A 16,837-nucleotide genomic window follows, 5' to 3' on the forward strand; every position below is an offset into this window, starting at 1 on the left:
CTTAAACTTAAAATGAAACTTTATTAAAGTTATAGAAAGTAATAAAAATAGATTTATTTGATGAGGAGATATTGTTATGGCAAAGATATTAGGTATTTGTGGAAGTCCACGTAAAGGAGCAACAGAATATGCAGTATTAGAAGCTTTGAAAGAAGCTGAAACTATACCTGGTATAGAGACTGAGTATTGGTCAGTTAGAGGGAAAAAAATAAGTCCTTGTGTGCATTGTGATGCATGTATAAGAAAAGAGACTATGTGTATCATAAAAGATGACATACAAGAATTAGAGCAAAAAATATTAGAAGCAGATGGAATTATAGTGGGTTCTCCAGTGTATGATATGAATATAACTGCTCAACTTACAGCAGTATTTAATAGACTTCGTCCTATGTATTTAGTTCATCCAGGAAAACTTCAAAATAAAGTTGGAGCAGCTATAACTACTGGTGGAACTAGATATGGTGGTCAAGAATTAACAAAACTTCCTATAATAAATTTCTTCTTAATGCATGAAATGTTAGTATCTGGAGGATTAGGAGGATGCTATATAGGCGGTACAATATGGAGTAAAGATGGAAAAGCAAAAGGGGCTCAAGAAGACGAAACAGGTATGGACACAGTAAAAAGACTTGGAAAAGGTGCTGCAGAAGCAGTTATGGTTTCTAAGTTTGGTCTTGAAAAATGGAATCTTGTAAAAGAAGAATTAGATGTTAAAAAAGATGAAAAATCACCTCTTAGAGACCATTAAAAAGCAATTACTTCTTCAAAAAAAATAAAGACATATGGATATGTGAGATATAAAGTTGACACTCTAAGGGAAAAGGAAATATAGCATTTTACTTTAATCTGACAGATGATAATTACAAATCTGCGATTATTTATGTGAATGCCAAAAGTAGTTTTGTTTGTTTCACACTTTATCACAAAATTCCATAACTGAAAACTAAGTTGATACAGTTACAAACTTATATACATACGAGTTGAATTTTTACTATTCTCTCAATAAAAAATAGTGATGTAATAAAATATTACATCACTATTTTATGTCTTTTATTAAATATTTTATAGATTTATATGTCAAAAAATACATAAGGAATACGTTTTAAGTATTAATTTTTAAATTTTAAAAATGAGAATTAAAAAGTGAGAAGATGAAAAAGGTTTTTTTATTATCAAATTCTATATACATTAGATAACATAATAGATAAAAGTAAAAAAAGTTGAAAGTATTGCAAATTCTATGCTAAATAGCCACAGAAAAATATTTGATATATATTAAGTGTTGGCATGTTAATTGCTAATATATAGAGTATAAAAATTTAACAATAATTTGGAGGTATTTTAGATGCTAAAAGAAATTAAATGGAAAGTAAACAATCTGCCAAAGGGCGATAAAGAAAATTGTATCAAATTTTTAAATGAAGAAGAAATAACTAAGGTTAGAAACTTCCATAAAAGCTTTCCTCAATATAAAGAAACTCCATTAGCAAACCTAGAAGGTTTAGCAAAAAAATTAGGTGTTGCAGGAGTATATGTTAAGGATGAATCTTACAGATTTGGATTAAATGCATTTAAAGTTTTGGGTGGTTCTTACTCTATGGGTAAATACTTAGCTCAAAGATTAGATACAGATATATCAGAGTTAGGATATGAAAAATTAACTTCAGATGAAATAAAAGAAAAATTAGGAGAAATAACTTTCTTTACAGCTACAGATGGAAATCATGGTAGAGGAGTTGCTTGGACAGCTAATAAATTAGGTCAAAAATCTGTTGTATTAATGCCAAAAGGTTCTTCTGAATTTAGATTAAATAAAATCAAGGGAGAAGGTGCAGATGCTAGTATAACAGACTTAAATTATGATGATGCAGTAAGATTAGCTAATGATTATGCAGAAGCTGATGACCATGGAGTAATGGTTCAAGATACAGCATGGGATGGATATGAAGAAATACCAGCATGGATAATGCAAGGATATGGAACTATGGCTCAAGAAGCTATAGAACAATTAAAAGAATATGGAGTAGATAGACCAACACATGTATTTGTGCAAGCAGGAGTTGGTTCGCTTGCTGGTGCAGTTCAAGGATATGTTGCTTCAATATATGATGAATGCCCAATAACAGTAGTAGTAGAAGCTGATGAGGCAGATTGTTACTATAAATCAGCAGAAGCAGGAGATGGAAAACCAAGATTTGTAGGTGGAGATATGCCAACTATAATGGCAGGTCTTGCTTGTGGAGAACCAAATACTATAGGATTTGAAGTATTAAAAAATCATGCAGCAGCATTCGTTTCAGCACCAGACTGGGTTTCTGCTAAAGGTATGAGAACATTGGGGAATCCTTTAAATGGTGATGAAAAAGTAATCTCTGGAGAGTCTGGAGCGGTTACAACTGGTCTTTTAATAGCAGCTATGGAAAGAGAAGATTTAGCTGACTTAAGAAGAGATTTAAAGTTAGATGAAAATTCAAGAGTACTTTTAATAAGTACAGAAGGAGATACTGACCCTGATAAATACAGAAGTATAGTTTGGGATGGAGAGTATCCAAGCATATAGATAATTATTAAAATATTATCTTTATCAAATAATCATTTACATATTAAAAAGATTATAAGTTCTAAAATTTAGAAATTATATAAATTATAAAGGCTTAAATTAAAATATACATTTATAAAATCTAGGGGGATAACGAAATGCTAAACGAACAAAGAAAACAAGAAGTAACTGAGATATGTCAAAAACTAATCCAAAATCCTAGTTCTTCTGGAAATGAAGAAGGGGTTGTAAAAGCAATAGAAGAATCTTTTGAAAAATTAGGCTTTGATAGCTGGTCAAGAGATAGATATGGAAATATAGTAGGATGCATAAAGGGAAATAGACCAGGTAAAAAAATATTATTTGATGGTCATATAGATACAGTTCCAGTTCCAGATGCAAGTAAATGGAGTGTTCCTCCTTTTGAAGGAAAAATAGTAGATGGAAAGATATATGGTAGAGGAACTTCTGATATGAAAGGTCAGTATACTGCAATGATGTCTGCTGTAGCGTATTTTGCTAAAGATACTAATAAAGACTTTGCTGGTGAATTATATGTAGCAGGAGTTGTTCATGAAGAAATATTTGAAGGAGTTTCAGCTAGAGAAATAAGTAAAGCTGTTAAACCTGATTATGTTGTAATCGGAGAATCTTCAGAACTAAACTTAAAGATTGGTCAAAGAGGTAGAGGAGAAATAGTTGTAGAAACTTTTGGTAAACCAGCTCACTCTGCTAACCCAGAAAAAGGTGTAAATGCAGTTTATAAAATGGCTAATGTAATTCAAAGAATACAACAATTAGTACCTCCAACTCATCCAGTTTTAGGTGATGGAATATTAGTTTTAACAGATATAAAATCTTCTCCATATCCAGGTGCATCAGTGGTGCCAGATTATTGTAAAGCTACTTTTGATAGAAGATTATTAGTTGGAGAAACAAGAGAAGGAGTATTAGCTCCAATACAAGCATTATTAGATGAAATGATGAAAGAAGACTCAGAATTAAATGCAAAAGTTTCTTATGCATCTGAAAAAGCTGACTGTTATACAGGAAATACTATAGAAAGTGAAAGATTCTTCCCAGGTTGGTTATATGATGAAGATGATGAATTTGTTCAAGCAGCATATAAGGGATTAAAAGAAGCTGGAATAGATTCAGAAATAACTCAATATTCATTCTGTACAAATGGAAGTCACTATGCAGGTGAAGCTGGAATAAAAACAATAGGATTTGGTCCTTCTAAAGAAAATCTTGCTCATACAATAGATGAGTACATAGAACAAGAACAATTATTTATAGGAACAGAAGGTTACTATGGAATATTAAAATCTGTATATGGAAAATAATATTTAGTTCACAATAAATTATTTAAATATAGTCTAGAGGTGCTAAATTTAGCACCTTTAGCAAACATAAATTTATGTAAACAATATAAAATTAAAATTCTAAAAGAATCTACTAGAGCTTAAAAGTTAGGAGGTATATATGGGAACAATACTAAGAGGTGGAACTATAATTACCTCTGATAAAACTTATATAAGTGATTTAAGAATAGAAGATGAAAAGATAACTGAAATAGGAAATGATTTAGAAATAAATAATGATAAAGTAATTGATGCTACAGGGAGACTTATAATTCCTGGAGGTATAGATACACATACTCACTTTGATATGAATGCAGGCTCTATAACTACTGCTGATAATTTTAAAACAGGAACAAGAGCGGCTATAGCTGGAGGAACTACCACTATACTAGACTTTGCAGAATCAAGTGAAGGAGAAAATCTAATACAAGGTGTAGAAACATATCATAAAAAAGCAAGTGGAAATTGTTATTGTGATTATGGATTTCACATGACAATCACATGCTTAGATAAAGATACATTTACGCACATGGAAAAGCTTATTTCAGATGGAATAGTATCCTTTAAAATGTATATGGCATATGAAGGTATGAAAGTAGATGATGGAACAATATACAAAGTACTAAAGGAAGCTAAAAGCCTAGGTTGTATAGTTGAATTTCATTGTGAGAATGGAGATTTATTGGATGCATTAATAGAAGAACGTTTACAAAATGGAGATTTAGAACCTAAATATCATCCACTTACAAGACCAAACATAGTTGAGAAAGAGGCTGTTTCAAGACTTGCTGATATAACTGAATTGTCAAACTCAAAATCATATGTAGTTCACCTAAGTTGTAAAGAGTCACTAGAAAGTATAAAGATAGCTAGACAAAAAAATGTAGATATGATAGTAGAAACATGTCCGCAATATCTATTATTAGAAGATAGTTTATATAATAAGGATGAATTTGAGGCAGCTAAATATGTAATGTCTCCTCCACTTAGAAAAAAAGAAGATATAGATTTTCTTTGGAAAGGTTTGTCTGAGGGCGATATTCAGACCGTAGGTACAGACCATTGTTCATTTAATTTTAAAGGTCAAAAAGATTTAGGAATTGATAATTTTAGTAAAATACCAAATGGAGCACCAGGTGTTGAACATAGATTATCTCTTTTATATACATATGGGGTTTTGGAAAATAGAATAAGTGTAAATAAATTTGTAGAAGTTACTTCCACAAATGCTGCTAAAATATTTGGGATGTATCCTAAAAAAGGTGAAATAGCTGTAGGAAGTGATGCAGATATAGTGATTTTAAATATAGATAAAGAAGAAATAATCAGTTATAAGAATCAAAAACAAAATGTAGATTATACTCCATATGAAGGAGTTAAAGTCAGATGTAAAGTTGAAGATGTTTTTTTAAGAGGAAAGCATGTAGTACAAAGTTGTAATATCATGGAGCAACCAGCAGGTCAATATATTAAAAGAAAAATTACTAAATAATGCAGGGGGAAATAAGAATGATGGATATACTTATTAAGAATGCCATAATAGTAACTGTAAACAAAGAGAGAGAAGTTATTTTTGATGGGGCATTAGTAGTAAAAGATAACAAGATTGCAGATATTGGGAATTCTAAAGAAATAGAAAGTAAGTACACTGATGTTAAAAAGGTAATAAATGCTAAGGGCAAAGTCCTATTCCCAGGTTTTATAAATACACATAATCATTTATTCCAAACTTTATTAAAAGGATTAGGAGATGATATGGTACTTAAAGATTGGCTAGAAACTATGACATTTCCAGCAGCCAATTATTTAGAGCCAAAGGACACTTATGATGCTGCAATGCTTGGCTGTGTGGAAGGTCTTAGAAGTGGTATAACAACAATGGTTGACTATATGTACCCTCACAGTAAACAAGGTCTTTGTGATGGAATAATAGATGCTTATAAAGAATTAGGAATAAGAGGAATACTTGGAAGAGGATGTATGAACACAGGTGCTCAATTTGGAGTTCATCCTGGAATAATGCAAGACGTAGAAACGGTTGAAAAAGATGTAAGAAGATTGTTTGAAAAACACCACAATACAGAGAATGGAAGAATCAAAATAGGAGTAGCTCCAGCAGCAATATGGTCAAATTCTCAAGAAATGCTTGAGATGCTTTGGAGAGTAGTAAAAGAATATGATGATGCTTTATTTACAGTACATATATCAGAAACTCCTTTTGATAGAGAAGCAGCAAAAGAATTGCATGGGCAATATGACATAGATGTTTTAAAGAAATTGGGAATACTTGGACCAAATGTACTTATGGTACATTGTGTATATTTAACTGAAGAGGATATGGAACTTACTAAAAAATATGACATGAAGGTGTCTCATAACACAGCAAGTAATATGTATTTATCTTCAGGAGTTGCACCAGTACCAGAAATGCTTAAAAAAGGAATAACAGTTAGTTTAGGCGTAGATGGAGCTGCTAGCAATAACTCTCAAGATATGCTTGAACTTATGAAATTAACAGCACTTCAACATAAAGTTAATAAATGTGACCCATTAGCAATGTCAGCAGAAAAAGTTCTTGAACTAGCGACTATAGATGGAGCAAGAGCTATTGGAATGGAAGATGAGATAGGTTCACTAGAAATTGGTAAAAAAGCAGATTTACTAATATTTAATCCAATGCTTTCACCAAAAGCAATACCTATGCATAATCCAGTGTCTACATTAGTATATTCTTCTAGCATGAAAAATATAGAGAGTGTTATAGTGGATGGAAATATAATAATGGAAGATTCAAAAATATTAACAACTGATGAAGAAAAAGTATTAAAAGATGCTCAAGATACAGCTGAGAGACTTTGTGTAAGAGGGACTATAAAGAATAGAATGGAAGGCCATAAGTGGAATAGTCTTTATTAATAAATACAATATTATTCTTAAATAAATTAAATATAGTATAGACTTTGGCTTAAAAATATGAGTTTTGAGGTGATTTATTTGATTATCAAATGTACCATAAATAATAAAGAAAAAGAATTGAATGTAAGACCAGATGATTTTTTAGCAGATACATTAAGGGAAAATGGATATGTAAGTGTTAAAAAAGGATGTGATACTGGCTCATGTGGTCTATGTACAGTAATGGTAAATAACAAAGCTGTGCTGTCTTGTAATTATCTTACTGCTAGAGTAGAGGGACAACACATTACAACACTTGAAGGCGTAGTAGATGAAGCTAAGAAATTTGGGGATTTTCTTGCGGATGAAGGCGCTGACCAATGTGGATTTTGTGCTCCTGGATTTATAATGATGGTTTTAGCAATGAAAAGAGAACTTCAAAATCCAACAGAAGAAGAAGTTATAGATTATGTAAATGGAAATCTTTGTAGATGTACAGGATATAAAGGTCAACTAAGAGCAATACATAAATATTTGAACACTTAAATTTTTTAAGTGAAAATTAAATTGATATGGGGAGAGAATATGATAACTATAAAGGAATATGTAGTTCCAAAAAGTTTAGATGAAGCTTATGAACTGCTAATATCAAGAAAAAACAACATAATACTTGGAGGCTGCGGATTTTTAAAACTAGGTAGCAAAAATATTGGTTCAGCAATAGATTTAAAAGACCTAGGTTTAGATTATATAAATGAAACTGAGAATAGTATATTAATTGGAGCAGATACAAGTTTAAGAACTTTAGAATTAAATAAGGTTATTAAAAATTACTGTAGTGGAGTAATTTCAAACGCTGTTTCTAATATAGTAGGAGTTCAATTTAGAAGTGGAGCTAGAGTGGGAGCTAGCGTATTTGCTAAGTATGGATTTTCAGATTTAATACCTTCATTACTAGTAGTAGATGCAAAGGTTAAGTTATATAAAAAAGGGGTTATGAATTTAGCTGATTTTTTAGAAAGTGAGCTTGAAAAAGATATATTAATGGAAATTATATTACCTAAAAAAGATGCTATAGGTGTATTTGATTCAATAAGAAAATGTACAGGTGATTTTGCGGTATTAAATGGGGCAATGTTAAAAGAAGGAAATTCTTATAAAATTGCAATAGGAGCTAGACCAAGAAGAGCAAAGATTGCATACAAAGCAAGTGAAGTGCTAAGCTTAGAAAATGATGCAAACAAAGCTGGAGAGGTATCAAGTGAAGAACTTTCATTTGGAAGTAACATAAGAGGAAGTAAAGAGTATAGAAAAGATATGGCAAAAGCATTAGTTGTTAGAATGTATAATAGTATTGGGGGTGAGTTTAATGGTAAATAAAGAAGTAAGAAAAATAGATAGTGAAGCCATTGTTACTGGTAAACCAATATATACTGAAGATTTAATTTTTCATAGGGATGTTTTGACTGTTAAACTTCTTAGAAGCCCACATGCTTTTGCAAAAATAAAAAATATTGATATAAAAAATGCATTAAAAGTAAAAGGTGTAGTAGATATATTTACTTACAAGGATGTACCAAATTATAGATATTCAATGGTTGGAGAATCATATCCAGAAGCATCACCTCATGACCAATTAATACTTGAAGATATAGTGAGATATGTAGGAGATGAAGTTGCTATAATAGCGGCTGAAGATGAAAGAGCAGCTATTAAAGCAATGAAACTTATAAAAGTTGAATATGAAGTAATGACACCAATATTAGATGCAAGAGAATCAGAAGGTAATAAAATTTTAATACATGAAGAAGATGATTTGTTTTGTCCGTTTGATTTTGGATTAGATGCTACAAAAAATATAGTATCAAGAGAAAAAATGGGTAAAGGTGATGTAGAAAAAGAGTTTAAAGAGTGTGATGTGATAGTAGAAGAATCTTATATGACTCAATCACAAGCACATTGTATGATGGAAACTCATAGAGCTTACACATATATAGATACTAATGGTAGACTAGTAGTAACTTCTGCAAATCAATCAGCTTATCATATGAGAAGACAGGTTTCAAGAGCATTGGGAATACCTCTTTCAAAGGTGAGAGTAATAAAGCCAAGGATAGGTGGAGGTTTTGGTGGAAAAAATATAGCTGTAACAGAGATATATGCGTCATTTGTAACTTGGATGACGAAAAGACCAGCAAAACTTATATATACTAGAGAAGAAACTTTTGCAATGACTAATACTAGACATCAGATGTTTTTTGACATAAAAGTTGGAGCAGATAAAGAAGGAAATATAAAAGCTATAGATATGAAAGCATTAAACAATACAGGTGCTTATGGTGACAATGGACCTTCAGTTTGTTCCGAGTCAGGGCATAATGTGCTTCCAACCTATAATAATGTACCTGCAATAAAGTTTGATGGAAGGACTGTATATACTAACTTAGTTCCAGGGGGAGCATTGAGAGGGTACGGAGCAACTCAAGGTACATTTGCACTTGATTGTGCAATAGACGAATTAGCACATAAACTTAATATGGACCCAACAGAAATAAAATTAAAAAACATTATAAAAAAGCAAACTGAAGGCGGAATAATGAATTTTCCAATAAGAAGTTGTGCACTTGATGAATGTATAATTAGAGGCAAAAAGCTAATTGGATGGGATGAAAAATATCCTGTTATAGATATTGGGAATAATAAAGTAAGAGCTGTTGGAATGTCAGTTGGAACTCATGGTTCTGGTATAGCTAACATAGATATGGCAATAGTAAATATGAGAATGGATGAGGATGGAACTTATAAGTTATTTTCTGGGTCTTCAGATTTAGGAACTGGTTCTGATACAATACTTGCACAAATTGCTGCCAAGACACTAAATACATCTATTGATAGAATTTCTGTTTATACAGGAGATACAGATATGTGTCCATATGATACTGGAGCATATGCATCTTGTACTACTTATGTAACTGGAAATGCTACAATAAAGTCAGCTGAAAGTTTAAAACAAAAGATACTAAAAGTAGCACAGAAGAAATTAGACCTACCAATCGATGATTTAATGCTATATGAAGACAGAGTTTGTTATAGTGAGGATGTAGAAAAGTTTGTTTTATTAAGTGAATTAGGAAGAGAATCTGTTGGTGGTGGAAATCAAGATGTTTTATACTCATCTGAATCTTATGGGATAAAAGAGAGTGCAAAACCATTTTTAGCAGGTTTTGCAGAGATTGAACTAGATAAAACAACAGGTGAATTTAAGGTGATAAACTATGCTTGTTCAACTGATTGTGGTACAGTTATGAATCCTGCACTTGCAAGAATACAAGTTGAAGGAGGAGTAACTCAAGGTATAGGGCTTGCAATGTATGAAGATCCTAGACATGGTTCTGATGGTAAACTTCAGACTTCTAATTTGTTACAGTATAAAGTTCCAACAAAAAAGGATATAGGAAATATATTAGTAGATTTTGTAGATAATTATGACCCAACAGGACCATATGGAGCAAAATCTTTAGGAGAGATAGTTATTCATACGCCAGCACCAGCAATAGCAAATGCAATTTTTAATGCAGTAGGTGTGAATATAAGAGAACTTCCTATAACTTCTGAAAAGGTTTATATGGCTATGAAAAAACTAAATCAGGGAGGTAAATAAATGGTTGCTATAAAAAGTAAATACTTAATATCTTCTGCTGATGAAATATATACAAATTATGCTGTTGTAATAGAAAATGACATTATAAAAGATATATTGCCAAATGAAGAAGTTGAATTAAAATATAAAGATATTTCAGAGATAATAAATAAATCAGATGCCATAGTAATGCCAGGCTTTATCAATGGGCATATGCATCAATATGGAGTGCTTTCTAGAGGAATACCAGCAAATGTACATTTTACTGATTTCGAAGGATTTTTAAATGACTATTGGTGGCCGTTTATAGAAAATAGAATAGGACTAAAGGAAGTAAAAGCCACAACTAAAGCATCTGCAATAGAACTTATAGAATCTGGTGTAGTAGCATTTTGTGACACATTAGAAGCTCCAAATACAGAAAAAGGAACTTTAATTGAGCAAGGGAAGATACTAGAAGAAATAGGAATGAAAGCAGTTTTATCTCTAGAAAGTTGTGAAAGAATAAGTTATGAAAATGGGTTAAGATGTTTAGATGAAAATTCTAATTTAATAAAATGGAGTAGAGAAAACAGTAAATTAATAAATGGAATAATGTGTACACATACTAGTTTCACATGTTCAGATAAATTTATCAAAAAAGCTAAAGAAGATGCAAGAAAATTAGAGGCACCAATGCAATTTCATTTATGTGAGAGTATATATGAACCAAACTACTCTAAAAAACACTTTAATAAAAAAGCAGTTGATTACTACAATGATTTAGATATATTAGATGAGACTGTATTAGCATCTCAATGTGTAAAAGTAGATGATGAAGAGATAGATATATTAAAGGAGAAAGGTGTAAAGGTAGTTCACATGCCTCTTAGTAATTGTGAAGTAGGTGGCGGTTTTTCTCCAGTTCCACGAATGATTAAAAAAGGCATAAAAGTAGCATTAGGCACAGATGGATATATAAATGATTTTTTTGAAGTTATGAGAGGTGCATTTTTAATGCATAAATCAGTTGAAGAAGATGCATCTGTAATGCCCGCAAGTTTAGTATTTAAGATGGCAACAGAACATGGTGCTTATGCATTGGGACTTCAAAAATCAGGAAAAATAACAGTTGGTAATAAAGCAGATATAATAGTTATGGAAGATGAATTTAAAACTCCTGTAACACTTGATAATATATTTGACCAGATAGTAGTGCAAGGTAAAAAAGAATTTATATCAAATGTATACATAGATGGTAAACATATTTTAAAAGAAAAACAATTGGTTAACTTAGATAAAAAAGCTATTGTTAAAGAAATGAAAGATGTTGCCTGTGAATTCTGGAAGTTTTAATAAATGTAAATAAATATGAAAAGGGGAAGTAAATAATGTATAATTTTTTAGGGAAAGAATTAAAATCACCTTTTATAATAGGTTCAGGTCCGTTGACATATAGTGCAGCTGGATGTAAGATACTAAGTGATGCAGGAGTAGGAGCAGTTGTTACTAAGACAATAAGAAAAGAAAGAGCTATAAATCCAGCACCTCATATGGTGAGAAATACAGCTAATGCTCTTTTAAATAATGAGAAATGGACAGATTTTGAACCAGAGCAATGGATAGATTTTGAAATACCACAAATGAAAAAAGATGGAACTGTATGTATAGCTTCAGTAGGTCATACAATAGAAGAAAGTAGTGAACTAGTAGAAAAGATTGCAAATGCAGGAGCTGATTTTATAGAGCTGGTATCTTATGACTATAGAGATTTAATACCAATGCTTAAGGATGCGAAAGAAAGAGTGAATATACCAGTAATAGTTAAACTTCCTCCTATGATAGATGAAATAGGGGCTTTTGCTAAAAAATTAGAAGAAGCAGGAGCAGATGCAATAACTGCTTGTGATTCTGTAGGACCAGCACTTAGAATAGATATAGAAACTGGCCAACCTTTATTAGGTGGAAATGGAATTGGATATTTAAGTGGAGAAACTATTAAACCAATAACTCTACAAAGAATATATGAAATAAAAAAAGAGGTAAATATACCTATAATTGGATTAGGTGGATGTGTAAGTGGAGATGATGCTTTAGAGATGATTATGGCAGGTGCTGACTTCGTTGGTATATGTTCAGTAGTAATATTAAAAGGAGCTCAAGTAATAGCTAAAATACACAATGACCTAAATTCTAATCTTGACAGACTAGGATATAAAACTATAGAAAATGCTTGTGGGGTAGTACATAAGCATATGGGAGAGGTAAATGAAAGACTTAGTTTTGAATTTACTTATGATGAAGAAAAGTGTACTAAATGTAAGATGTGCGAGAGAGTGTGTGCATATCAAGCTAGAAAATTAAATGACAAGATGGAATTAAATGAAGGTGAATGTAGATATTGTGGTCTTTGTATATCAGTATGTAAACCAAAGGCACTTGGAAGAAAGATTTCATGTCCAGAATTAAATGCATAAGATGTTTTATAAAAAATATAACTTCAAAAGATAAAAATTTATATACAGATAAAGGATACCATATTAAAATGGTATCCTTTTGTTTGTAATTATTATTTTTAGATTTATATCTATATTAATTATTTTTTGTAGTAATTATACATAATAATTTTAATAATTAAATTTATAACAACTATTTTAGAGATATATGTTAACATTGTATAGCATTTGTATAAGATGTTATAATAATTAATAGGGATGGTGATGTAAGTGGAAGATAAAATTTTAGAATTATTACATATTATAAATAAAGATGTGGTTAGCATGAAAAATGACATGTCAGAAGTAAAACAAGAAATAAGTGTAATGAAAGAAGAAATAAGCGAAGTGAAACAAGAAATATGCATAATAAAAAATGACATGTCAGAAGTAAGACAAGAAGTAAGTGTGATGAAAAAAGAAATGAATGAAGTAAAACAAGAAGTAAGTGTAATGAAGAAGGAAATGAGTGAAGTAAAGCAAGAAGTAAGTGTAATGAAGAAGGAAATGAGTGAAGTAAAGCAAGAAGTAAGTGTAATGAAAAAAGAAATGAATGAAGTAAAACAAGAAGTAAGTGTAATGAAAGAAGAAATGAATGAAGTAAAACAAGAAGTAAGTATAATGAAGAAAGAAATGAGCGAAGTAAAACAAAAAATAAGTGTAATGAAAGAAGAAATGAATGAAGTAAAACAAGAAGTAAGTATGATGAAGAAAGAAATAAATGTAGTGAAAGAGAATTTACATGAAGTTAAATTAGAAATGAACTCTATGCAAAATCAAATAAGTAGTGCAAGTAAAGATATAAGTGAAATTAAAGCAGAAAGTATTGTAGTTAATGAAAAACTATATGAAATAGATGTTAAAGTAGATGCCTTAGAATCTGAAGGAAAATCAATTAAAGAACAACAAATTGAACAAAATAGTATTTTAGGAAGTTTATTACATAACTCTGAAATAAATAAAGCTACTCATGATAATATGGAACATAGTATAGCACATATAAAAGGTGATACAAACTCCATAAAAGAAGATGTTTCAGAAATAAGAAGAGATTTAAATTTAGTAGAATTAGCTACAAGCAAAAATTGGAGCGATATTGTAAAATTAAAATCAGCTAGATAATCTTTTAATTACATTAACTTATCATCCATAAAAGTATAAACTTTCATATAAAAATAGATGCTTATAATAGTCTTACTATTTATTATAAATTTTAGAAATTAAAATAAAAATTTGAGAAAAGATCATTTGAAAAATACTTTTGGTCTTTTTTTTTATGTAATTATAAAAATATCATAAAAATAAAATTTAAAATTTGCTTAATAAAAAATTACAGAACAGTTGGAATAAGTAAATTTTTATCAAGGAAAGTATAAAAAAATTATTCTATGCAAATGTATGCAAATATTGGCATTAAAATTGCTGTATAGAAATAATAAATAGTAATGTACATAAAGATTGTATTATACAATAGTATTACTATTTTTAATTATAGATATTGGTTTATATCTATATGCTAGATAGAAACTTGTATGTTTTATGTTGCAGATACAAATATAGTAAAGGAGAGTACATGGGTACAACTGAGATACATAGCTTATTAAGTTTTTCTGTCTTATGATAATTATATTATAAAATATTCATAAATATTTTGATTTTCAATTTGAAAATTATTTTATGCTTAAATTAATTATTATGTAATTAATTTAATAACAAAAACAGTGAAAGAGTAAATAATATTATTTACAGGGGGTAATAAAAAAGTATATTAAATAAGTTGTACTTTTAGCCCCGTACATAAAGAAATTTATGTAGGACACAACTTTAAAACCAGTAAATCCTAAAGCCTTGCAACTACAATAAAAGATAGAAAGAAACTTTTATGAATGTGGTGAAAACCAGAAATAATAGCAAGGATGGTATATGGTGAGAGCCTAAGTACTTTACAATGGACATTTGGTCGCCAAGCCTAGAAATAGGAAGGTCAAACGACTATCTCGAAAGAGAGTACACTATAAGCTATTGATAGTGGAAACGGGTTGCTCTTAACAGGTAATGCTGAAGATGAAGAAATAGTCTACGCTCATATGAAAGTATGAGGTCACTTAAGATTAAAGTGGCATCTATAAAGTAGCGTTTATAGGTAAATGTTTAAAACTTACAAGATATAAATACTTATGAAAACTTATAACTTATAATGATTAAGATTGAAAGATTTAGATTGGATTAGAATTGTTGTAAAAAATTTTAAAGTCCATAGCTACAATACTCTTATATTTGTAAAGCACTATAGAACATATACAAAATAATAGAATAAATTTAATTGTTAATAATTAAATTTGTTGTACGTGATTTTTAAGTATAAAAACTTAAATGTATTACTGAGTATAGTAAGATTTATAAAAGTCATTTAATTTAATATATTAAATTTTTAAGTATTTATATAATTCAATAAGTTTTATGTAACGGGAGTTTTTATTATGAAAGCAAAAAGTACATCAAAATTTGAATTAGACGGAATACCACCACTAAAGGAAGCAATACCTTTGGGGTTACAACACTTAATGGCAATGGTAATAGGTAGCTGTTTACCAGCGATACTAGTTGCAAATGCGGCTGGACTTAATCATAAAATGTCTACACTATTAATTCAAGCTGCTTTAATTTTTGCAGGATTATCAACTTTGTTACAATTATATCCAATACCACTATTTAAAGGTTTTAAATTGGGAGGAGGAATACCAGTTATAATGGGAGCTACAGCAATGTTTATAGGAGCTGGAGTTTCTGTTGCAGGCAAGTATGGATTACCTGTCTTATTTGGCTCTCAAATAGTCGCTGGTATAGTGATAATCATAATTGGTTTTGGTCTTAAAAAAATAAGGTTTATATTTACCCCAGTCGTATCTGGTACTATAGTTGCATGTATGGGTCTTGGACTTTTTCCAATAGCTATAAAAAACTTAGCTGGAGGTATGGGTAATGAGACATTTGGACAACCAATTAATTTTATAGTTGGAATAGCTGTATCACTTATGATATTAGGATTAAATAAATATGGAAAAGGATTGTTTAAAGATGCATCAATATTAGTTAGCATAGTTTTTGGATATATTTTATCACTAATTTTGGGAATAGTAAATTTTTCTTCAATTCAAGAGTTTACTTTGGTTGCACTTCCAAAACCACTTGCTTTTGGATTGGATATAAAGCTTGAGGTTGTAGTAATGTTTTCAATAATATATTTGGTTGAAATAGCTGATATTATGGGAGCATGTACACTTTCTACAGTAGGAGGACTTAATAGACAAGTTACAGATGAAGAACTTTCTTCTGCTGTTTTAGGAAATGGAGTATTATCTACAATAGGAGCATTATTTTCTGCTACTCCAATGGGAATGTTTGGTCAGAATTCTGCAATCGTTTCTAATACAAAAATTATAAGTAAATTTGTACTAGCTATTGGAGGCATTGGATTATTTCTGGCGGGAGTATCACCTTTATTAGCTAATTTAATCAGAACAATACCTCCTTGTGTGGTTGGAGGAGCAACACTCGTAATATTTTCAACTCTTACAACATCTGGATTAAGACTTGTTAGTATGGATGGTTTTAATCAAGAAAATAGTATGATATTAGGTCTTTCTATGGCAACTGGGATAGGATTTATGGTAGTTCCTCAGGTTCTTGAAAAATCTCCAAAATTTATAGAAACACTACTTGCAGATTCAAGTGTAGTTTCAGGAGCTATGGTTGCTATAATAGTTCAAGGTTTATATATGATAAAATTTTCAAAAGGTAAGGACAATAAAAATAAAAAGGAAAATATATAGAGTAAAAAACTAATAGAATTAAATTAAGTTTACTATATATTTATAAAAATAAAGCAAAGTACTTAGTAGGTTTCAAGTTTTAATAAATATAA

12 protein-coding genes are annotated in these 16,837 nt (G+C 30.2%); all 12 read left to right on the forward strand.

The window, feature by feature from the left end; translation table 11 throughout:
* Positions 1-76: 76 nt before the first annotated feature.
* Entirely contained in the window at positions 77-748 is a 672-nt protein-coding gene (locus tag JJC01_09345; GenBank protein UDN60045.1) for a flavodoxin family protein, read from the forward strand.
* Positions 749-1,345: 597 nt separating this feature from the next.
* The gene (dpaL, locus tag JJC01_09350) at positions 1,346-2,560 is read left to right on the forward strand and encodes a diaminopropionate ammonia-lyase (protein UDN60046.1); all 1,215 of its coding nucleotides are present in this window, start codon (positions 1,346-1,348) and stop codon (positions 2,558-2,560) included.
* 137 nt (positions 2,561-2,697) lie between these two features.
* A complete protein-coding gene (locus tag JJC01_09355; GenBank protein ID UDN60047.1) occupies positions 2,698-3,885 on the forward strand; it encodes a YgeY family selenium metabolism-linked hydrolase in 1,188 nt (395 codons plus the stop codon).
* 139 nt (positions 3,886-4,024) lie between these two features.
* On the forward strand, positions 4,025-5,395 hold the full coding sequence (hydA, locus tag JJC01_09360; protein UDN60048.1) for a dihydropyrimidinase: 1,371 nt from the start codon (positions 4,025-4,027) through the stop codon (positions 5,393-5,395).
* Between the two features lie 17 nt (positions 5,396-5,412).
* Entirely contained in the window at positions 5,413-6,819 is a 1,407-nt protein-coding gene (locus tag JJC01_09365; protein ID UDN60049.1) for an amidohydrolase, read from the forward strand.
* Positions 6,820-6,897: 78 nt separating this feature from the next.
* Entirely contained in the window at positions 6,898-7,344 is a 447-nt protein-coding gene (locus JJC01_09370) for a 2Fe-2S iron-sulfur cluster binding domain-containing protein (protein ID UDN60050.1), read from the forward strand.
* Positions 7,345-7,383: 39 nt separating this feature from the next.
* Complete coding sequence (locus tag JJC01_09375) at positions 7,384-8,178, forward strand: FAD binding domain-containing protein (protein UDN60051.1); 795 nt, start codon at positions 7,384-7,386, stop codon at positions 8,176-8,178.
* Positions 8,168-10,459, forward strand: a complete 2,292-nt coding sequence (locus tag JJC01_09380; GenBank protein UDN60052.1) for a molybdopterin-dependent oxidoreductase — start codon at positions 8,168-8,170, stop codon at positions 10,457-10,459. The genes JJC01_09375 and JJC01_09380 overlap by 11 nt, the downstream gene beginning before the upstream one ends.
* Complete coding sequence (locus JJC01_09385) at positions 10,460-11,773, forward strand: amidohydrolase family protein (GenBank protein ID UDN60053.1); 1,314 nt, start codon at positions 10,460-10,462, stop codon at positions 11,771-11,773.
* 35 nt (positions 11,774-11,808) lie between these two features.
* The gene (locus JJC01_09390; GenBank protein ID UDN60054.1) at positions 11,809-12,894 is read left to right on the forward strand and encodes a dihydroorotate dehydrogenase; all 1,086 of its coding nucleotides are present in this window, start codon (positions 11,809-11,811) and stop codon (positions 12,892-12,894) included.
* Positions 12,895-13,143: 249 nt separating this feature from the next.
* Positions 13,144-14,034: a hypothetical protein gene (locus JJC01_09395; GenBank protein UDN60055.1), complete on the forward strand. Its 891-nt coding sequence runs from the start codon at positions 13,144-13,146 to the stop codon at positions 14,032-14,034.
* Between the two features lie 1,358 nt (positions 14,035-15,392).
* Positions 15,393-16,745, forward strand: coding sequence for a purine/pyrimidine permease (locus JJC01_09400; GenBank protein ID UDN60056.1), 1,353 nt, complete (start codon positions 15,393-15,395; stop codon positions 16,743-16,745).
* Positions 16,746-16,837: the final 92 nt, after the last annotated feature.

It is taken from the genome of Clostridioides sp. ES-S-0010-02, assembly GCA_020641055.1.
Classification (GTDB): Bacteria; Bacillota; Clostridia; order Peptostreptococcales; family Peptostreptococcaceae; genus Clostridioides.